This window comes from Bacillus sp. 22-7 (genome assembly GCF_010628845.1).
GTDB lineage: Bacteria > Bacillota > Bacilli > Bacillales > Cytobacillaceae > Cytobacillus > Cytobacillus firmus_B.
Map to the genome: position 1 here is coordinate 133067 of NZ_NJQY01000009.1, position 19762 is coordinate 152828.

The following is a 19762-nucleotide window of genomic DNA, read 5'->3' on the forward strand; positions in this document are numbered from 1 at the left end:
GTACTTTTTTAGGAATTTTTTATAGTGAGGCTGGTAAAAGATGTATAAAGCAATCTTATTTTTATTCTTCCTTGTAATTTTCACTACTGCAATCGTTTTCTCCAATTTAAAAGACAGTTTCTACAGTATGCTCTAAGGCTAGTACCTATAAAATAGGTGTTTTCATTAGTACAAGATTACTCTTTCTAACATAGGTTGTTAATGTAAAAACAATTTCGAAAGGGGATCTTTACATGTATTGCAGACCAAGACCTTCGCAGGTGATGCCTGCTGTTGTTCATCCGACAAAATGCTGTGTAACTCATTCGTTCCAGAACATTGTGGTTCCGCACATTCATCCTACGCATCATACTCATGTAAACCACATTAACTATGAGAATCAGCACTCTTACCCGCATACGCAGTCAAATGTTAACCAGGTTACACAATCGAATGTGAATATGGGACCAAGACCTGGCGTGGCAGGTGCATATAGCCCAGGAATGGGTCCAGGTATGGGAATGGGCCCTGGTATGGGAATGGGTCCAGGTATGGGAATGGGTCCAGGTATGGGAATGGGTCCAGGATATGGCGGACCTGGAACTGGCGTAGCTGGAGCATCAACGGGAATGGGTCCAAAACAAGGGCCAAGTTTTTCCGGCAGATAATAGACAAGGGCTTTATGCCCTTGTTTTATTTATATAAACGGCAGGTTACTCAGCCAGATTTCTTTAAGGAGTTTTGCAATTGACAAAAGTAGCAGTTATTTCAGGGTACAAGCCTTTTGAAGTAGGGATATTTAAATACGATGCCCCTGCTGTCAGCTATATTAAAACCGCAATCAGAAAAAGCCTGCTTTCATTGCTGGATGACGGTCTGGAGTGGGTAATCATCAGCGGACAGCTTGGTGCAGAACTTTGGGCAGCTGAAGTTGTTTATGATCTTCAGATCGAAGGTTACGAAGACCTGAAGCTTGCAGTCATTACTCCCTTTTTAGATCAGGAAGCTTCCTGGAAGGCTGCCAACAAAGAATGGTATGAATCTATATTGGTTCAGGCAGATTTTGTTGATTCGGTAACAAAAAAACCTTATGAAAGCCCGCTGCAATTCAGATTGAAAAATCATTTTTTGGTCAGTAAGAGCGATGTTCTGCTGCTGTTTTATGATATGGAAAAAGAGGGAAGCCCTAAGTATCTGTATGAAACCGCAAAAAAATATCAGGAAGAAAATGAATATGATATTAGACTAATCACCTTTTATGATTTACAATTGGTTGTAGAAGAAGAACAACTCTCTCAGAGAGACTCATTTGAATAATGCTCAGATAAATTGACAAATGTACATATCTCTGGAAAAATAGTATTAATTATGATTGCCGATATACTGAGGTGAGTGTCATGCTATCCGATAAAATTAAATTAACTGCAAAAGATATTTTGGAAAAAGAGTTTAAGACAGCCATGAGAGGCTACAAGCCTGAAGATGTCGATAAGTTTTTAGATCTGGTCATTAAAGACTACGAAGCATTCCATCAGGAAATTGAAGATTTGCAGCTGGAAAATATGAAGCTGAAAAAACAGGTTGAGGAAGCTTCACGCAGACCGGCAGCACAAACTGCAGGAACAACCAATTTTGACATCCTAAAAAGATTATCAAATCTGGAAAAACACGTTTTTGGCAGTAAATTGTATGATTGACAGTATTTATCGGACTTTCCAGTTTAAAACCATTGCTATTCCATCACAGATTACATATAATATTCTTTGTGATCATTAATAGCGTTCGGGTAATCGCTGCAATATATCTTATATTGTAGAGGAAAGTCCATGCTCGCACAGGCTGAGATGCCTGTAGTGTTCGTGCCTAGCGAATTCATAAGCTAGGGCAGTCGGAGCTGGCTCCGGCTGACGGCAGGGAAAATGCCTAAGTCCTTCGGGATATGGCATGAATACCTTGAAAGTGCCACAGTGACGTAGCCTTTTCAGAAATGAAAAGGGTGGAACGAGGTAAACCCCGCGAGCGAGAAACCCAAATGATGGTAGGGGCACTTTCCCTGAGGAAATGAACAACGGGAAGGACAGGCAGAAGCCTGTAGATAGATGATTACCACCTGAGTACGAGACATTTGTCGCTTGCAGTACTACGGTACAAAACATGGCTTACAGAACGTTATTAGTGAGACAGTATGAGTGTTATAAATTCAAGCTCTCCTTTTTGGGAGAGCTTTTTTACTTTGCTGCAGGCTGGTAAGAAGTATATGCTGATTTCAAGATGACTACTCAGAGGACCTGAGAGTCTCATTGCGGCTAAAGAAATAAACAGATATACTTTATGTGTTGATTGCTATGTCCAGTTAGGGTATACATAATAGAAATAAGAATTTAGGTTAGGGTGAAAATAAATATGTCTAAATACGATTTAATCGCCACTACGGCCATGGGCCTTGAGGCACTTGCTGCCAAAGAAGTGCGCGATCTTGGATATGAATGTGAAGTTGAAAATGGCAGAATAACATTTAAAGGCGATGAAGCTGCAATTGTCCGGTCTAATTTATGGCTGAGAACAGCAGATCGGGTTCGCATAAAAGTGGGAGAATTTAAAGCAACGAGTTTTGACGAGCTTTTTGAAAAAACTAAAGCGCTGCGCTGGGAAAGGTATATGCCAGAAAACGCCGAATTCCCAGTATCAGGGAAATCTGTGAAGTCCAAGCTTTTTTCTGTTTCCGATTGTCAGGCGATTGTCAAGAAAGCAATCGTTGAACGCATGAGAACAAAGTATAATAAGACAGGCTGGCTTGAAGAAAATGGGCCCCTATTTAAAATAGAAGTCGCTCTCCATAAAGATGTAGCCCTTCTGACCATCGATGCTAGCGGAAGCGGCCTCCATAAACGGGGATATCGTGCAGGGCAGGGGGAAGCTCCACTGAAGGAAACACTTGCAGCTGCATTGGTTATGCTGACAAATTGGAACCCTGAAAAGCCATTTGCTGATCCCTTCTGCGGATCCGGCACTATCCCGATAGAAGCAGCATTAATCGGACAGAATATTGCACCCGGTTTCAATCGTGAATTCATTTCGGAAGGGTGGTCCTGGATTCCTGAAAAAGTCTGGGAAGATGCAAGAAATGAAGCTGAAGACCTGGCAAACTATGATCAGCCACTCGATATAACAGGTGCTGACATTGATCACAGGATGGTTAAGATAGCCGAAGAAAATGCTTTCGAAGCTGGGTTGGGTGATTTGATCAACTTCAAACAAATGCAAGTGCGTGATTTTACGACTGCTAAGGAATATGGTGTCATTGTCGGGAATCCTCCATATGGGGAACGCCTTGGTGAGAAGGCTGCGGTACAGCGAATGTATGCAGAGATGGGAAGTGCCTTTGCTCCTCTTGACACGTGGTCCATTTATATCCTGACTTCAGACGAGGAATTTGAGACTCACTATGGAAGAAAAGCAACTAAAAAACGAAAGCTCTTCAATGGTTTTATTCGTACAGACTATTATCAGTACTGGGGCAAAAGACCGCCGAGAAATAATTAGCAGCAAAAGCATAAAACCTCCTGAAACTGTATAGAATATATCTATCTGATTCTTTTTTCAGGAGGGGTGGCAATGAAACATTCCAGCATCGATTTTCATAAAATTTCCCAGGCGCTGAATGGAACACTTGAAGCAATACACGGAGACGGTGATCCATCAGCAGAGGCACTGGAGAGTCTTAAAAACGCACAGGATGAACTTCAGCAGGCATTGTCATTTTCTATGTCACGTTTCAACTAGTCGTTTATCGCAGTCTAACGGGCAGTAAGACCCCCACTTCAAGAGATAAGTGGGGGTCAAACTGCCCGTAAAGGCCCGATTGGTTCAACTAACAATCAGTGGGGGATAAGGAAAAACCCCACTGATTGAAGTTTCACTTTATAATGAGCAGGGGGCTGCCTTAAAGCACCCCTGTTTTTTTGATAAATTTGCAGGTTTGGCGTTATATCTTGACAGTTACTGTATTTGAGATAAAATTATATGATGTTCATTTGATTATTAATTACTGATATATGAAATAATGATAGAACTGAATTCAAAGCGTCTGGTTTATAGGCGCTTTAAATTTTTAATTACGGAGGGGTAGCATGTCGAACCGGATGCCTTTTGCCGTATCCAAGAGCGAATCTTTTTATGAAAAGCTAAGTGAGTGGATCGGAGATGTTTTTTACGATATATTGCCTGAAGCAGGATTTGAAATTCGGGATGAGCAAATATTTATGGCTTTTCAGCTGGAGAAAGCATTTAAAGATAAAAGTGTTATTTTCGCTGAGGCAGGTGTAGGGACTGGGAAAACGATTGTTTACCTTTTATATGCAATCAGTTATGCAAGGTACATAAATAAACCTGCTATTATCGCCTGTGCGGATGAGACTTTAATCGAGCAGCTTGTGAAAAAAGAAGGTGATATTGCCAAGCTGGAAAAAGCATTAGGGTTAAATATTGATGTCAGACTGGCAAAATCACGCGATCAGTATCTATGCCTAAACAAGCTGGACAAGCTCGTTGCAAATGATGTTCATGATCACTATAATCGCATTTTTGATGATCTTCCGGATTTTGTTCAAACAGGCTCATCCATGCAAAAGTTTGAAAGATATGGTGACCGGAAAGATTACCCTGAATTGCCGGATGAGCATTGGACCAATGTCTCTTGGGATTCAATACAGGACTGTTTCACTTGTGAGAAGCGTCACCGCTGTGGTCAAACTCTCCATAGGGAATATTACCGCAACGCAAAAGACTTGATCATTTGTTCACACGACTTTTACATGGAACATATCTGGACCAAGGAATCGAGAAAACGGGAAGGGCAGCTGCCTTTGCTCCCTGAGAGCTCATGTGTGGTTTTTGATGAAGGCCATCTGCTGGAATATGCATCGCAAAAGGCTCTGACATATCGTTTTTCCGAGCAGATTCTGGAATCCATCTTAACAAGGCTCATGGCGAATGATGTACGTGAAAAAACGTTAAATATCATTGAAGATGCTATTTACCAGAATGAGCATTTCTTTTTGACACTGTCCATGTCAGCTTCGGGTGATACTGGTTCTGACAAGAAAACGATTGAAAAAACTGCAGATGTTATGAGTGAAGGACGTAAACTGCAGGACTTGATCAATACACTTGAGGAAGAATTAGTATTTGAAAGCGAAATGTATGTCATTAATGAATATGACTTAAAAATTGTTGAAGAATATCTTGAGCAAATCTCATACTCACTTTCATTGTTCCTTAAGGATTTAAAAGGAATCACCTGGTTTGAAGAGAATAATGGGGAAAGAACCCTGGTTATTATGCCAAGAATGGTAGAAGACATTATGCGGGAAGAAGTATTTTCCCAGAAGAAGCCGTTTGTTTTCTCCTCTGCAACACTGTCTGAGAATAAGTCCTTTGATTATATGGCAAAAAGCCTGGGAGTAGACGATTATCTATCCTTTACCGTAGATTCCCCGTTCGACTATGACGAAAATATGGTCATTCGCATGCCGGAATTTGCGGAGGGATCAGGAACTGCGAAAATGGACTACATTCTCGAACAAGTTAAAGCAACAGAAGGAAGGGCTTTAGTATTATTCAACAGTTCTTCTGAGCTGGCAGAATTCAAAGCATTTGTTTCAGGGAAAATAAGTGTGCCGGTCTTTTTTGAAGGGGATGCAGAGATAAGCAGCCTCGTATCAAGTTTCCAAAATGATGAGCATTCAGTTCTCTGCTCTGTTCATTTATGGGAAGGTCTTGATATACCGGGCAGATCCCTGGAGAATGTGCTTATTTATGGCCTTCCATTCCCTCCTCACGATCCGGTCTTTACAGCCAAAAGGGAAGGTTCGGCCGATCCTTTCAAAGAGGTTGATCTTCCATATATGATCCTGCGTTTAAGGCAGGGGATTGGAAGATTAATTAGAACACATGAAGACAAAGGGACCGTTCATATTCTGATGAATAAAAATGAAAATCCTGAAGTCCGCGAAATGATAAAAAAGGTTCTGCCTGCAGAGCCCGTAACAAGCTGAACGAAGGCAGTGCCCAAGCGGGCGCTGCCTTCCCTTTAACCTCTCAACAGCTGATTTGCTTCGGGTGTCATACGAGCAGGAGTCCAGGCAGGCTCCCAGACAAGGTTAACCTCCACATCTGAAAACAGCTCAAGATCTTCAATGCAATACTTAACTCCACTGACTATGCTGTCATGCAGCGGGCAACCCGGTGTTGTAAGAGTCATGGTAATAACTGCCTTGTCACCATCGGGAAAATTAATATCATAAATAAGGCCCAAATCAACCACGTTTATATTCAATTCAGGATCCATAACTCTTTTTAGATTGCTGAGAACTACTTCTTTTCGATTCATGTTAATTCCCCCTATTGTTTTAAAACAGAAATAATCAAATAACAGAAAACAATGCTGGCTCCAGCCGTTACAATCTGGCCGGATAGGAACAGGGCGGGCTGTTCACATACGATGGAGACTGTCACACTGAGTATACCGAGAATAAAGGCGGAAAGAACCGGAATGGATGCCTTGTCATTCATCATATCTTTGAGAGAAGGTACACTCCGTTTGCCGATCTCTTTGCTGTATTTCCAGGTCCACCACAAGAATGGCACGATTTTAAACAGATAACCGAGAATGCTCAAAGCTACCCAGAGCATGAGGTATGCAAACACAAGATACCCAACTGCATTTTGAAAGCTTCCGATTAGTGAGCTTATGAATGCTCCAAGGTGGATTGCCAGCCCTGCAGGTATGGCGATAAGAGCATATCGGAATGAATAATCAAGCTTTTTCTTTACTCTTTTCTGCAGGATTTGCAGCATGTGCCAGGTGAAGAAGGCAAATCCGCCAGCCAGGACCAATAAGGCAATAGTAAAAAGAGAATTATTCCCGGTGAAAAAAGAGATAATTGCCGCAGCTAGTCCTGCTGCATAAACCATATACACATATTTGGCAGGCTTCATGCTGTAGCCGTGGGACAAGGAAAACATGGGAACCATTTTATAGGAAAATCCAAAAATCAGAAGTGTAAACCAGCCTGCTGTCCCAAGCAGTATGTGGCTTTTAAAAACTGCCTGGTAATCGGTGGAAATAAATCCGGTTTTCATGCTGAAAACCATAAGGATTCCCAATAGAATTGCAGACAGCAGGCTAATTAGTGCAGTTCCTACGAAAAGAGTCAGTACATTAGGCTTTGCCTGCTGCCTTAAAGTCATGAACATCTGCAGCAGAAACATTAAGATGCCTGTTAATGTAATGAGCCCGGGCAGCATTGCACCCGCCGGATTATAAAATAGACTATGCGCAAAATATAATATTCCAAAGGCAGTTACAGTAAATTGTGAAAATCCAAATCTTTCATTCCATATAGGGGTAAGAAAGGCCACCGGAACGAGCTGATACATGGCTCCCATTGCTGTCATCAACGCCCAGCCCAATATAAACAAATGAGCCGCTGACCAAATGGCGGGTATACGGAATTGACTGTTAATTATGGATTCCCCTTGAAAAAGAATGAGCGCCATAGATCCTATTAAGCAGAGCAAGCTGAAAAGTATAAAGGAAAAAGGAAGTTTTATATTGGTCTCATTTTTTGTATTGGCCAGCAACGCGATCACCTGCTTATTTTTTGATTTCTATTAAAAAGCTTCCGTCTTCCAGTTCGGAAGTTACATGCCTGCAGCCCATTTCGTCCAGCTGTTCATAAAGAAACATGGGCCGCCTGTCATTTATAATTGATAAGGTTTCTCCCTCTGGCAGATCTTCAAGAGCCGCGAGAGTTCTCATCATCGGCTGAGGCGGTTCCAGCCCCCGGTTATCCAGTTTCATTATGACGTACCTCTCTTAGTAAAGATCACTTTCCAATGCTTCTTTTCAATTTCTTCAGCTTTATATTCAAACCCTTTAGCCTTTAATACTCCAAAAAGAGGGATGGGCTTAAACGGGGCATGAAGGATAAAAACATCATCGATATCAAGTTCAGCAATCGCCGACATGATTTTTTGAAACGGCTCCAATTTATTTTTTAAATCCTCTCTTACATCAAGCTCAATAACTTTGTTTTCCATTCTGATCTCTCCTTCAATCGGCTGATGGATTAAATTAATTGCCAATAACTGAAAATCACCTGCCAGTGAGAATCGTTATTAATTACTTTAAGTTTAACAGCGTGAGCTTTTCAAATAAGTGACATATATCATATTGCAGAGAACATTTTTCAATGTACAAATCCAATGGAACAAAAAAACCCGCAGATGCTTACTCTGCGGATTCTTTCTGTTCTTCTATACATTCAAAACAGATGGTTTCATTTTTTTCATTATGGACTCCGTTGAAGAATCCATCAAGACAGTATAGGTCTTTCCCGCAAACAGCGCAGCAGCCTACTAATTCTTTCATTTTCAGTCACTCCCGCTTTTTAATATTTGAGGGCTTCTCTTTTTAAAGTATATCGACATGCCGCATACCGTTAACAATAAAATGGCTGCGGCGATTAAAAAACCTCTATCGAATGTTACTCCTAAGAAACCTAATATGGTGGAACCGGCTACCACGCCTAATGAAAAAAAGGCATAGAAGAGGCCAAATGCCTTACCTCTTGTTTTTTCAGTTGTATGATTGGCAATAAGGGCATTAATGGATGGGAATAGAAGAGCAAACCCGGTGCCGTAAAGAACCATGCATAAAAACATGAAACCAAGAGAAGATGCTGAACTTAGCAGGATTAATGCGATTCCTATGATCAGCATTCCGGTAAGCATGCTATTGTGATGTTTATACTTATCAAAGATTTTATTAATGGGCAGCAGAAAAATAAGAATTGCAGTTATTCCAAAAGTGCTTAATAAGATCCCGCTGTACATCGCATCAATTTGCAGAGCTTCTACCTGAAGAGGAAGAAGGTAGGCAAGTGTCCCTTGAGCAAACATGAGAGAAAAGGCTCCTAAATAGCTTGCTGCGAGCATAGGATTCTTAAGTAATGGAAGCATTTTTTCATGGGAGTTCTCTTTTTTTACATTTTTCAGAGTTCCTGCCGGCAGAAACAGAAAGGCGAGGACTGCGCTGCTGATCATGGTTGCCGCTATAATTAAAAAGACCCAGTTTATAGTGTAATTGGACGCAATCACCGCCCCAAAAGCCGGTCCTATAATGGCTGAACAGCCGACAGCAGCGCCTGATACAGCCATTTTTCTTCCTTGTTTTTCTGAATTTCCGATGTTTGAAATGATTGTGAAAGCCGCAGGGACCAGGAAGCCTCCAAATAACCCGTGAAAAAATCTTACTGAAATTAAATGCAGGGGTGATTCAGCAAATGTATACAGTACTAATATAATTCCAGTTAAGGTTAGGCCGGACACCAAAACTCTTTTTGCTCCGCTTTTATCGATCCAATAGCCGGCTAAAATATTGCCAATCATATTCGAGAAGGAATACATCCCAACAATCATTCCTGCAAATGCGGGTGATGGATTAAATGTCATGGCAAAGGGGCTCATTATAGGAAGCTGAGAAAATGTATCAATAAATGCTGCAATAACGATAAAGTAAATCAAATATTTCATGCTATCTCTCTTTCCGGTTAGTTCACTTTCCACTATTATAACTCTTTGGCAGCCAGGTGAAAAAGAAAAGCAGCCAAAGGGCATAGTTTAAGAAAAAGATTATAGAGACTGCCTTTTCAGAAAAATATGATAAAATGATACTGTAGTAGATACAAAGGGGGAAAAATTGTGGCAGAATCACTAAAACAGACAGAACAGCAATTCCTTGATTATGTCAAAAAAATGATGGCCTATAATGAAGCGATCGGGCTGATGTATTGGGATATGCGGACAGGCGCACCCAAGAAGGGAATGGAACAGCGCTCCGAAGTGATTGGAATGATCTCTTCAGAAGTTTTCAGAATGTCCACTTCTGAGGAAATGGCAGCATACATAGCGAAACTTTCAAGCCGGGAAAATATTTCTGAAGTAACATTGAAAACATTGGAAGAATGCAAAAAGGATTATGACAGGAATAAAAAAATTCCTGCAGAGGAATATACCGAATATGTCATCCTGCAATCCAAGGCTGAAAGTATTTGGGAAGATGCAAAGGCAAGCTCAGATTTTGAAATGTTCCAGCCTTATTTGGAAAAGCTTGTTGAAATGAATAAAAGATTCATTTCTTATTGGGGATATGAAGGAAACAAATATAATACACTGCTGGATATGTATGAACCTGGCGTAACCGTTGATACGCTTGATCAGGTGTTCGGGCAGCTGAGGGAAAAAATTGTTCCGCTTGTTCAGCAAATCTCTGAATCACAGAATAAACCGGACACCAGCTTTTTATTTGAACACTTTGCCAAGGATAAGCAGCGGGATTTCAGCCTTAAAATTCTTGATCAAATGGGCTATAACTTTAAAGCGGGACGTCTCGATGAAACTGTTCATCCTTTTGCAACAGGTTTGAATCCTGGTGATGTCCGAGTGACCACCAAATATGATGAAGCTGATTTCCGGACAGCTGTGTTTGGCACGATTCATGAAGGCGGGCATGCTCTTTATGAACAAAATATTTCTTCTGACCTGGTTGGAACTCCGCTGTGCTCTGGAACATCAATGGGAATTCATGAATCACAGTCATTATTTTATGAAAACTTTGTCGGAAGACATCGTTCTTTCTGGAAAAAGAATTATGACCTTCTTAAAGAATATGCAAACGGTCAATTTGATGATGTGTCAATAGATGCTTTTTATCGTGCAATTAATGAATCAAAGCCTTCATTAATCCGTATTGAAGCAGACGAATTAACATATCCGCTTCATATAATTATCCGTTATGAAATTGAAAAAGGCTTGTTTAACGATGAAATTGAAGTTAAAGACCTGCCAGCGATCTGGAATGAAAAATATGAACAATACCTCGGAGTAAAGCCAGAAAATAACGGAGAAGGCGTTCTGCAGGATGTTCACTGGGCAGGGGGGAGCTTTGGTTATTTCCCTTCATACGCTTTGGGTTACATGTATGCAGCACAGCTAAAAAACAGCATGTTAAAGGACTTGCCAAACTATGATGAATTACTTGAAGAAGGCAATTTAATGCCAGTCAAAGAGTGGTTTACTAAGAATGTGCACCAATTCGGCAAAATGAAAAAGCCGCTTGAAATCTTAACTGAAGTCACCGGGGAAGGCCTGAATGCCCAGCATTTAATTGATTATCTGTATGATAAGTACGGTAAGGTGTATCAGCTGAAATAAGTGTTTAATCATAATTTTTGTAAGAGGGTGGTCTCAGTCATCCTCTTACTTCATGGAGAGACATAATGAAGAAATTACTTCCATTTCTAATGATTGCATTAGGAGCAAGTCTATGGGGCATTATTGCTGTATTTGTTAAAGGGCTCGGGGAATATGGATTCTCAGCTATGGAAATCGTGGCTGTAAGAGTGTTTTTTGCGGCCATATTTCTCGTTCTAATAGGGATAATGCGTTTCCGGAACTGCTTTAAACTGGAATCTGCCACTGACATCCGGTTATTTGCTGGAACCGGGATACTGAGCATCGTCTTTTTTAATTATTGTTATTTCACAGCAATGAACCAGATCAGCATTTCATTGGCAGTCGTTCTGCTTTACACCGCTCCTGCATTTGTGACTGTATTATCCTACCTGTTTTTAAAGGAAGGGATAAATCTAAGAAAGATTGCAGCTGTAGCAGGCACCATTGTGGGCTGCATATTAGTTGCCGGATTATCAGCAGGCAGCAGTGATATTACTCTGCTTGGAATTTTGACGGGGTTAGGTGCCGGGTTCGGGTATGCGCTTTATACCATCTTCGGGAAATTTGCGTTAAGAAAGTATCATCCTTTTACAGTTACGCTTTATACATTCCTGGTTGCTTCGGTATTTCTGATCCCGGTAACAAAGCTATGGACAAAAGCTTCAGTTTTTTTGAACGCTGAAGTTCTGTTTCTTAGTATGGGTTTAGGTTTTGTGCCTACGGTTCTCGCCTATTTTGTTTACACATGGGGACTGGAAAAAACAGATGGAAGCAAAGCAGCTGTAATCGCTACAGTCGAACCAGTCGTTGCCATGCTTTTAGGAGTGACACTTTACGGGGAAAATCTTGGTGCAATCCAGATTGCCGGTGCTTTACTGATACTTAGTTCGGTTATTATTGTGAATCTGCCTGCAAGAAGGAAAAATACGGGACTGACAGCTGAGAGCAAGTTAGAACATTAAAACACTCCGGTCCAATTTAGACCGGAGTGTTTTTTTACCATAACTTATATCCCTTGGCCCCTGGGGGTGCGTTTTGAATTAAATCGATAAATGGAATGGTGTAGGCAAATAGAATAAGAACAACAGTAATTCCGAGCCATAGCTTCCAGTTTTCGAATACCATCGGTGCTTTTTCGGCTTCTTCAGCCGCTTCTCCGACAGGGAACTCCTGCTCGCCCTTTGGTGCGAAGAATGCAAGGTTGATAAAGATATAGATCATTAATATAATGCCAATAAAGAGAATAGAACCGCCGATTGCCTGTGCAACCTGGTATGGAATCCATTCTGCTGCTTGTGCTGCTCCGCCATATTCAGAATATGATGAACGGCGCGGTGCTCCAAGCAGACCGACAGCATGCATGGCACCGGACATGAATGTCATTCCGATTGACCAGATAACTGCCTGGATGATCCCTAATTTATTCATTGCTTTGGTTAATGTTCTTCCAGTCAGATGAGGAATAAGCCAGTAAGAAACCCCAAAGAATGTAAGTACTACAGAAGTTGCCACTGTTAAGTGAAAATGACCGGTTACCCAAATCGTGTTATGAACTACCTGGTTCATCTGGTGGGAGGCGTTGACGATCCCGCCTGCACCCGCAGGGATAAAGGCTACCATCCCAATAAAAGGAACGACAAATCGCGCATCTCCCCATGGAAGCTTCTTCACCCAGCCGAATAACCCTGTAGCCCCTTTAGAACGGCCAAAGCTTTCGAAAGTAGCAAATAAAGAAAATGCAGTCATTAAAGATGGAATGACAACAAGGAATGTTAAGATAACCTGCAGGAATTTCCATGCCGGATCAATTCCCGGCTCCATTAATTGATGGTGAAATCCGACAGGGATTGAGAACAGCAGGAATAATATAAAAGACAAACGTGCCAATGAATCAGAGAAAATTTTTCCGCCGATGACTTTTGGAATGACAACATACCACGCCATATAAGCAGGCAATAGCCAGAAGTATACAAGCGGATGTCCGAAATACCAGAATAGAGTTCGGCTGACGCCGATATTTACGGTTTCTACAAATCCCAATGACCATGGAAGAAGCTGGAAAAGAACGGTAGATGCTACACCGATTGTTGCCACAATCCACATCATTGTATTGACCAATGACATGAAAGTTAATAACGGACTCGGCTGGCCAGGGTTTTTCCTGCGCCATTCTGCATACTTCATAATGATTGCTGCCCCGTCAATCCAGCTTCCCACTATAACAAGTGTTAAACCGATATAGTACAATGCATGTGCCTGAAGAGGAGCATAGAAAGTATAAAGAACTGTAGCTTCATTCAGCAGGATCATAACAGCTGCAAGAACAGTTCCCGCTGTCATCAGCCAAAAACCGATCCAGCCGGTAATTCGCTGTTTATTTGTAAGGGTCCCTGATGTTTTGCTTGTTGCAGCTAACTGGAAGCCCATTATAAAAAAAGTAGTAAGTACAAGTCCCAATACAACACCGTGAACCGTGAGGATCTGGTAATACCCGATGCCTGCCGGGAGCTCGAATTTACCGGAGCGGACCAAAGTCTGCAATAATCCGGCTAGGCCGCCTATTGCTAAAGCTGTAAAGGCAACGAAAAAGTGAGCCATTGCCAATTTTGCGTCGCGAGGGTCAACTTTTAATTTTGCTGAAGGATTAAACATTATTCCACCACCTTAATTTTAGACGACATCATGTGGTGACCAACACCGCAATATTCATTACATACAATTAAGTATTCGCCTGTTTTATCAAATGTTGTCACATGTTCACTGATATAGCCGGGTTCAAGCATCATGTTGATATTCGATCCCGCAACTTCAAAACCGTGGACGACGTCTTTGGTTGTAGCGATAATTTTCACTTTAGCCCCATATGGAACCTCTACTTCAGCTGGGCTGTAGGAAAACGCAGATGCTACGTATACCAATTCGTAATCCCAATCTTTTCCTTCTACCTTTTTCAATCCAGGCTCATTAAATGGAACGGTAGTATCGACCTTTTCAGGGTCAATGGTTGCCAAACAGCTTGGAGGCTGATTGCCCAGGTAAAATGCGCTGACTCCCAGTACTGTTAGGAAAACAAGCAGTGATCCAATTCCAAAAATGAGCCAGGCTTTTTCAAACTTATGCATATGCATGGCTTTTTCCCCCTTCTAACTTTAAAAGCGGCTGATAAATAATAGATAAACGCCTACCCATGTAATAATCAGGAAGAATCCTAATAAGAAAACGGAAGCTAACGTTCCCTTTAAGGAAGAGCTATCCTCTATTTCAGTTTTCGTTTTGCGGCTGAGTTCCGTTTTCGCCATTTTCCTTCACTCCTTTCGAAAATTGGAAAAAGTAAATGATTACACTTTCATAATACAAAACATTTAGGAAGATTCTAGATGCTTTTGGTGAGTTCACAAATTGTTCATTCGTAACTTAAACACTATGATAATGGTGAAAAATTGATATTTAAGTGATTTAAATCACAAAACCCATGTGTAAATTGTGAAATAAATGTGAAGGTTTATATTAGGCTTCAAAAGTGGGACTAATTATTGAAAAAAATCATACTGAAGATAGTAAAATGTTCAATTTACGAACAATTATGAAAAAAACATTATTTTAGTTCGCTTTTCTATGAAGGTTTTTGTTGAAGTATTAGGAAATGGTGTTATAATGTTAATAAATTAATAACATTCACTCATATAATCGCGAGGATATGGCTCGCAAGTTTCTACCGGATTACCGTAAATAATCTGACTATGAGTGAGCAATGACCAGGACGTTTTTTTGTCATCCTCGTTTGCCTGCAGCCAGCCTGAAGGCCATTGCTTCACTCATTTTTATGTTGTGAATGCAATGGGCCTCAGGCTTTTTTTATGGACCTGAAGGCTTTCTATCACAGAGGAGGATGCAAAATGGATATGCTTATTGAAAAAATAAAAAGCGAAGGGATTGTTTTATCGCATTCAGTCTTAAAGGTTGATTCATTTCTGAATCACCAAATAGATCCTAAGCTTATGCATGAAGTCGGGAGAGATTTTGCAGATAGATTCTCAAACAGCGGGATTACAAAAATATTGACAATCGAATCTTCAGGGATTGCACCAGCTGTAATGGCGGGACTTCATCTGAATGTCCCGGTTGTATTTGCGAGAAAAAGAAAATCTCTCACTCTGGTAAATGACCTGATTACAGCTTCTGTCTATTCTTTTACTAAAGAAGAAACAAGTGAAATTTCTGTTTCAAAGAAATATCTTTCAGAAAAAGATAATGTTCTTATAATCGATGATTTTCTTGCGAATGGACAGGCAGCATTAGGTCTTGCGGATATAGCGGAAAAAGCGGGATCATCAATAGCAGGGATTGGGATCGTTATTGAAAAAGGCTTTCAAAAGGGCGGACAGCAGCTGAGAGAGAAGGGATTTCGGGTCGAATCTTTAGCTATTATTGACTCTCTTGAAAATGGCATGATCAGCTTTGAAAAAACATCAGAGAATGTGGAGGAATTGTTGCGATGAATCAGAATCCAATTAAAATTGCTTCGCTCGGAATTCAGCATGTCCTTGCCATGTACGCAGGCGCGGTCATTGTACCTTTGATTGTAGGAGGGGCACTGGGCTTAACAGGGGAGCAGCTCACCTATCTGGTTTCAATTGATATTTTTATGTGCGGAATTGCAACACTACTTCAAGTATGGCGCAGTAAATTTTTCGGGATTGGCCTTCCGGTCGTCCTTGGCTGCACATTTACGGCTGTTGGACCAATGATTGCGATTGGCGGTCAGTATGGGATACCGGCAATCTATGGGTCTATACTGGTTTCCGGTATTTTTGTGGTTGCTGTTTCAAAGTATTTTGGAAAACTGGTGAAATTTTTCCCGCCTGTTGTGACAGGGTCAGTAGTTACAATAATCGGGATTACGCTTATTCCTGTTGCTATGAATAATATGGCCGGCGGGCAGGGAAGCCCTGACTTTGGGTCGATGACAAACATAGCATTGGCTTTTGGAACATTGCTGTTCATCATTATTCTCTTCCGTTTCTTTAATGGCTTTATCCGGGCGATTGCCATTTTGCTGGGATTAGCTGCGGGAACCATAGCATCCTATTTTATGGGCATGGTCGACTTCACAGCTGTTGGTGACGCTTCCTGGTTCCATATGCCATCACCTTTCTATTTTGGCATGCCGACATTTGAGGTGACAGCCATCCTGACTATGATTCTAGTAGCAATGGTAAGTTTAGTTGAATCTACAGGCGTATACTTTGCTCTGGGAGATATTTGTGAAGAGAAACTGGAAGAAAAGGACCTCTCGAATGGTTATCGTGCCGAAGGACTTGCCATTATCCTTGGTGCTGTCTTTAATGCATTTCCTTATACAACCTATTCCCAAAACGTCGGACTTCTTCAGCTGTCAGGCGTAAAAACAAAAAATGTCATATATACAGCAGGTGCTTTCCTTGTACTGCTTGGACTGGTACCGAAAATTGGTGCATTGACCACTATCATTCCAACTCCGGTATTAGGAGGCGCAATGGTTGCCATGTTCGGTATGGTAGTCGCTTATGGAATAAAAATGCTCAGCAAAGTGGAATTCTCCTCCCAGGAAAATTTATTGATCATTGCCTGCTCTGTCGGGATGGGACTGGGCGTAACAGCTGTTCCTGAACTATTCGCGCAAATGCCTTCGAGTGTGCGGATCCTGACGGATAACGGGATAGTGGCAGGCAGTGTGACGGCCATTCTTTTAAATATCGTTTTCAATGTAGTTAAAGGAAAAAAAGCAGTTCAGCGCCCTTCTCTTGCGGAGCAAAAGGCTTTATAATTCTCTTTTGAGGCAATCACAATAATATTGGAAATTAATATAATAATCTATCGGTATTTTTACATTTCCGAAGCGATGTTTCTCGCAAGAAAGAGAGTGTAATGTGATGGAGAAATATTATTGTGATAACTGCCGGCTTTTATATAATGAAGAAGAGGTTTGTGCTGCTTGCGGTATCCTGGTGACGAAAAAAATATATATAGAAGTTCAAAAGCATCATAAAAACCATAATGGATTGGATGCATCAAAATAACTGCGTCAATCGCCGGCCGCATTTCATGGTTAGGTGCGGCATTAAAAAGTAATTGGAAAAGATTTAGTAATGCTATTCATTTAATGATTCATTTATAATAAAGATGCACAACAACTCCTTCAAAACACATTGCTTCCTCCTAATGGGGGGAGCTTTTTTTTTGCTCTTTATCCAATTTTGAAACATAAATTGCTTTTATTTGGAAAAATTAACAGAAAGCAATAGAAGGAGAGTCGCTTATGCCAGCAATTGTATCAGTAGCGGAGGCAATACCTGAATATGTTCTGACACAGGATCAGGTAATGGATTTTGCCAGAGATTTATTTTCCGATTCCTTTAAGGATATTGAACGGCTATTAAAAGCTTTCCACAACGGCCAAATTGAGAAGCGGCACTTTGCAAAGGGATTGGAATGGTTCAAAACAGATAAATCATTTGAAGAACGAAACAATGCATATATTGAGCAGTCTATTGAACTGGGAACAAGGGCCATAAAGCGCTGCCTGGAAAATGATCTTTTCCTGACCAGAAGTCTTCCGTGCGATGAGATAGATGCCATCTTTACTATCTCAAGTTCAGGGATTGCCACTCCGAGTATTGAAGCAAGAATCATGAATAAGCTTCCATTTTCTGAGTATACGAAACGAATTCCGATATGGGGGCTCGGATGTGCAGGCGGTGCTTCAGGGCTTTCAAGAGCCTATGAATATTGTCTGGCATTCCCTGAAGCGAAGGTACTGGTTTTAAGTATAGAATTATGCAGTTTGACCTTTCAGCGCAATGACCGGTCAAAAAGCAATCTTATCGGGACCTCTCTTTTTGCTGACGGTGCAGCATGTGCTCTTATAACAGGTGATATGGTACAAAGGGATTTTCAAAAGCTGTCATCCATTCCAGGAATTCGGGGAACCCAATCGACAACCAAGCGAAATTCTCTGGATGTAATGGGCTGGGAAGTTAAGAATGAGGGTCTATATGTGGTGTTCTCAAAGGACATCCCATCCATAATAGAGGGATGGCTAAAGCCTAATGTAACGGAATTTCTAAGGGGAAAAGGCATAGAAATGGAAGAGATAAACCACTTTGTTGCCCATCCCGGCGGAAAAAAAGTCATTGATGCTTATCAGAAAGCGCTGCAATTTGACCCTGGTATGACAGAGATTTCACTTGATGTATTAAGGGAATTCGGTAATATGTCATCTGCAACTATTCTTTACGTACTCAAAAGGTTTATGGAGATAGGCAGACAGGGAGATACCGGGCTGGCAACTGCACTCGGACCGGGATTCAGCTCGGAATTATTGCTGCTGGAATGGGAGTGAATACATGCTGTTCTTAATTTTTATTACCTTCATCATTTTGCAAAGGGCTGCAGAGCTTGCTGTAGCCCGGAGTAATGAAAAGTGGATGAAAGAGCGTGGAGCATTGGAATTTGGCCAGAGGCACTATCCGTGGATCGTTGCTGTTCACGCTTCATTTTTTGTCTGCTATTTGCTGGAAGTATTCATCTTTGAAAAGAATCTGTCGCCTTTTTGGCCCATATTGCTGATTCTGTTCTTCCTTACCCAGGCGGGAAGGGTATGGGCGCTGTTTTCCTTGGGCAAATACTGGAATACGAAAATCATTGTCCTGCCGGGAGCTGAGGTAGTCAGAAGAGGGCCATACCGGTTTATAAAGCATCCCAACTATGCCATTGTAGCTGCTGAATTTCTCGTGATTCCTTTAATGTTTCAGGCTTATTTAACGGCTGCTGTATTTACTCTGCTAAACATAATAGTGTTATCTGTCAGAATACCGGCGGAGGAAAAAGCACTGAAGGAATTGACAGAATACGAAGAAGCTTTTTTACGATTACGGCCTGACCTTAATGAAGATATTAAAAAAGTTTGACAATTTTAAATTCCCTATTGAAAATGATTATCGTTCGTGATAAACTTCTAATTGAATTTGAAAATTATTCTCAATATCATTCCAACAGGAAGGTGCTGCTACATATGACAATTCTTTTCGTTGCCGGCACAATTGCTGCCTACTCACTTGTTATGAAACATGTTTTAAATAACGTAGCTAGACCACATACAAGATAATTACTACTTATTAAAACCAGGCTATCAATGCCTGGTTTTTGTTTTCATATCGTCTATTTAATTAGGTTTTTAGAAGTTAAATACATTAATGCACTGAGTTGATTGGAGCGGAAGGCGCGAGATCCTCGAAAATGCTATCGCATTTTCTTCGTGCGGTGTTTTTTCAGGGAAGCTTATTCAACGTCCAGTGAGAGCAGCGGGACAGGTGAGACCCCGGAGACGCGTAGCGTTGAGGAGGCTCAGCGCCCGCCCCACGGAAAGCGAGTGTCTGCAGCGGAAATCAACGGGCCAAATTGAAAGACAAACAATTTATAAGCAGTAATTTGAAAATAGAACATA

22 protein-coding genes, 1 other RNA gene and 1 riboswitch are annotated in these 19762 nt (G+C 41.2%); of the genes, 14 read left to right on the forward strand and 9 right to left on the reverse strand.

Annotated elements, in window-relative coordinates; all coding sequences use genetic code 11:
* The first annotated feature begins 233 nt into the window (after window positions 1-233).
* The 7 genes from CE058_RS08330 to CE058_RS08355 all read left to right on the forward strand — a co-directional run bounded on the left by CE058_RS08330 (window position 234) and on the right by CE058_RS08355 (window position 6035).
* Window positions 234-647 (forward strand): CotD family spore coat protein, encoded by a 414-nt coding sequence (locus CE058_RS08330; protein WP_163141905.1) that lies wholly within the window; start codon window positions 234-236, stop codon window positions 645-647.
* A 79-nt stretch (window positions 648-726) separates the two neighbouring features.
* On the forward strand, window positions 727-1296 hold the full coding sequence (locus CE058_RS08335) for an SLOG family protein (RefSeq protein ID WP_048008341.1): 570 nt from the start codon (window positions 727-729) through the stop codon (window positions 1294-1296).
* A gap of 80 nt (window positions 1297-1376) precedes the next feature.
* The gene (gene gpsB / locus CE058_RS08340) at window positions 1377-1676 is read left to right on the forward strand and encodes a cell division regulator GpsB (RefSeq protein ID WP_048008342.1); all 300 of its coding nucleotides are present in this window, start codon (window positions 1377-1379) and stop codon (window positions 1674-1676) included.
* Window positions 1677-1757: 81 nt separating this feature from the next.
* Window positions 1758-2146: RNase P RNA component class B (gene rnpB, locus CE058_RS08345), an RNA gene on the forward strand.
* A 236-nt stretch (window positions 2147-2382) separates the two neighbouring features.
* Window positions 2383-3522, forward strand: coding sequence for a THUMP domain-containing class I SAM-dependent RNA methyltransferase (locus CE058_RS08350; protein ID WP_163141908.1), 1140 nt, complete (start codon window positions 2383-2385; stop codon window positions 3520-3522).
* A 72-nt stretch (window positions 3523-3594) separates the two neighbouring features.
* The gene (locus tag CE058_RS24725; RefSeq protein WP_175609136.1) at window positions 3595-3762 is read left to right on the forward strand and encodes a hypothetical protein; all 168 of its coding nucleotides are present in this window, start codon (window positions 3595-3597) and stop codon (window positions 3760-3762) included.
* Between the two features lie 347 nt (window positions 3763-4109).
* Entirely contained in the window at window positions 4110-6035 is a 1926-nt protein-coding gene (locus CE058_RS08355) for an ATP-dependent DNA helicase (protein ID WP_115596772.1), read from the forward strand.
* A gap of 35 nt (window positions 6036-6070) precedes the next feature.
* Here CE058_RS08355 and CE058_RS08360 read toward each other — a convergent pair whose 3' ends face one another.
* The 6 genes from CE058_RS08360 to CE058_RS08380 all read right to left on the reverse strand — a co-directional run bounded on the left by CE058_RS08360 (window position 6071) and on the right by CE058_RS08380 (window position 9576).
* Window positions 6071-6370 carry a metal-sulfur cluster assembly factor gene (locus CE058_RS08360; RefSeq protein ID WP_048007882.1) on the reverse strand — a complete coding sequence of 100 codons (300 nt, stop codon included), beginning with the start codon at window positions 6368-6370 and terminating at the stop codon, window positions 6071-6073.
* Window positions 6371-6381: 11 nt separating this feature from the next.
* Window positions 6382-7623 carry a hypothetical protein gene (locus CE058_RS08365; protein ID WP_163141910.1) on the reverse strand — a complete coding sequence of 414 codons (1242 nt, stop codon included), beginning with the start codon at window positions 7621-7623 and terminating at the stop codon, window positions 6382-6384.
* Between the two features lie 13 nt (window positions 7624-7636).
* Window positions 7637-7843 (reverse strand): DUF2249 domain-containing protein, encoded by a 207-nt coding sequence (locus CE058_RS08370; RefSeq protein WP_163141913.1) that lies wholly within the window; start codon window positions 7841-7843, stop codon window positions 7637-7639.
* The gene (locus CE058_RS08375; RefSeq protein WP_048007885.1) at window positions 7843-8082 is read right to left on the reverse strand and encodes a DUF2249 domain-containing protein; all 240 of its coding nucleotides are present in this window, start codon (window positions 8080-8082) and stop codon (window positions 7843-7845) included. The genes CE058_RS08370 and CE058_RS08375 overlap by 1 nt, the downstream gene beginning before the upstream one ends.
* 190 nt (window positions 8083-8272) lie before the next feature.
* The gene (locus CE058_RS24730; protein WP_197087561.1) at window positions 8273-8413 is read right to left on the reverse strand and encodes a hypothetical protein; all 141 of its coding nucleotides are present in this window, start codon (window positions 8411-8413) and stop codon (window positions 8273-8275) included.
* Between the two features lie 2 nt (window positions 8414-8415).
* Window positions 8416-9576, reverse strand: a complete 1161-nt coding sequence (locus CE058_RS08380) for an MFS transporter (protein ID WP_163141916.1) — start codon at window positions 9574-9576, stop codon at window positions 8416-8418.
* A 168-nt stretch (window positions 9577-9744) separates the two neighbouring features.
* On the opposite strand from CE058_RS08380, the gene CE058_RS08385 reads away from it, so the two are divergent.
* Together CE058_RS08385 and CE058_RS08390 are read left to right on the forward strand one after the other, a co-directional pair.
* Window positions 9745-11256, forward strand: a complete 1512-nt coding sequence (locus tag CE058_RS08385; protein ID WP_163141919.1) for a carboxypeptidase M32 — start codon at window positions 9745-9747, stop codon at window positions 11254-11256.
* A 65-nt stretch (window positions 11257-11321) separates the two neighbouring features.
* On the forward strand, window positions 11322-12239 hold the full coding sequence (locus tag CE058_RS08390; protein ID WP_163141921.1) for a DMT family transporter: 918 nt from the start codon (window positions 11322-11324) through the stop codon (window positions 12237-12239).
* A 34-nt stretch (window positions 12240-12273) separates the two neighbouring features.
* Here CE058_RS08390 and CE058_RS08395 read toward each other — a convergent pair whose 3' ends face one another.
* The 3 genes from CE058_RS08395 to CE058_RS08405 are packed head-to-tail and all read right to left on the reverse strand — an operon-like array spanning window position 12274 to window position 14576.
* Window positions 12274-13929: a b(o/a)3-type cytochrome-c oxidase subunit 1 gene (locus CE058_RS08395; RefSeq protein WP_163141924.1), complete on the reverse strand. Its 1656-nt coding sequence runs from the start codon at window positions 13927-13929 to the stop codon at window positions 12274-12276.
* The gene (locus CE058_RS08400; RefSeq protein WP_035333556.1) at window positions 13929-14405 is read right to left on the reverse strand and encodes a cytochrome c oxidase subunit II; all 477 of its coding nucleotides are present in this window, start codon (window positions 14403-14405) and stop codon (window positions 13929-13931) included. The genes CE058_RS08395 and CE058_RS08400 overlap by 1 nt, the downstream gene beginning before the upstream one ends.
* Window positions 14406-14426: 21 nt before the next feature.
* A complete protein-coding gene (locus CE058_RS08405; RefSeq protein WP_035333553.1) occupies window positions 14427-14576 on the reverse strand; it encodes a hypothetical protein in 150 nt (49 codons plus the stop codon).
* Between the two features lie 360 nt (window positions 14577-14936).
* Window positions 14937-15038, forward strand: a riboswitch (purine riboswitch).
* 135 nt (window positions 15039-15173) lie between these two features.
* Between CE058_RS08405 and CE058_RS08410 the strand changes: the two genes are divergently transcribed.
* The 5 genes from CE058_RS08410 (at window position 15174) to CE058_RS08425 (ending at window position 19226) form a co-directional block, all read left to right on the forward strand.
* Window positions 15174-15776: a xanthine phosphoribosyltransferase gene (locus tag CE058_RS08410; protein WP_048007876.1), complete on the forward strand. Its 603-nt coding sequence runs from the start codon at window positions 15174-15176 to the stop codon at window positions 15774-15776.
* Entirely contained in the window at window positions 15773-17083 is a 1311-nt protein-coding gene (locus CE058_RS08415; protein ID WP_048007875.1) for a nucleobase:cation symporter-2 family protein, read from the forward strand. The genes CE058_RS08410 and CE058_RS08415 overlap by 4 nt, the downstream gene beginning before the upstream one ends.
* 106 nt (window positions 17084-17189) lie before the next feature.
* Window positions 17190-17336 carry a hypothetical protein gene (locus CE058_RS24735; protein WP_197087559.1) on the forward strand — a complete coding sequence of 49 codons (147 nt, stop codon included), beginning with the start codon at window positions 17190-17192 and terminating at the stop codon, window positions 17334-17336.
* Window positions 17337-17575: 239 nt separating this feature from the next.
* Window positions 17576-18658, forward strand: coding sequence for a type III polyketide synthase (locus CE058_RS08420; RefSeq protein WP_048007874.1), 1083 nt, complete (start codon window positions 17576-17578; stop codon window positions 18656-18658).
* Window positions 18659-18662: 4 nt separating this feature from the next.
* Window positions 18663-19226, forward strand: coding sequence for an isoprenylcysteine carboxyl methyltransferase family protein (locus tag CE058_RS08425; RefSeq protein ID WP_048007873.1), 564 nt, complete (start codon window positions 18663-18665; stop codon window positions 19224-19226).
* Window positions 19227-19762 lie beyond the last annotated feature (536 nt).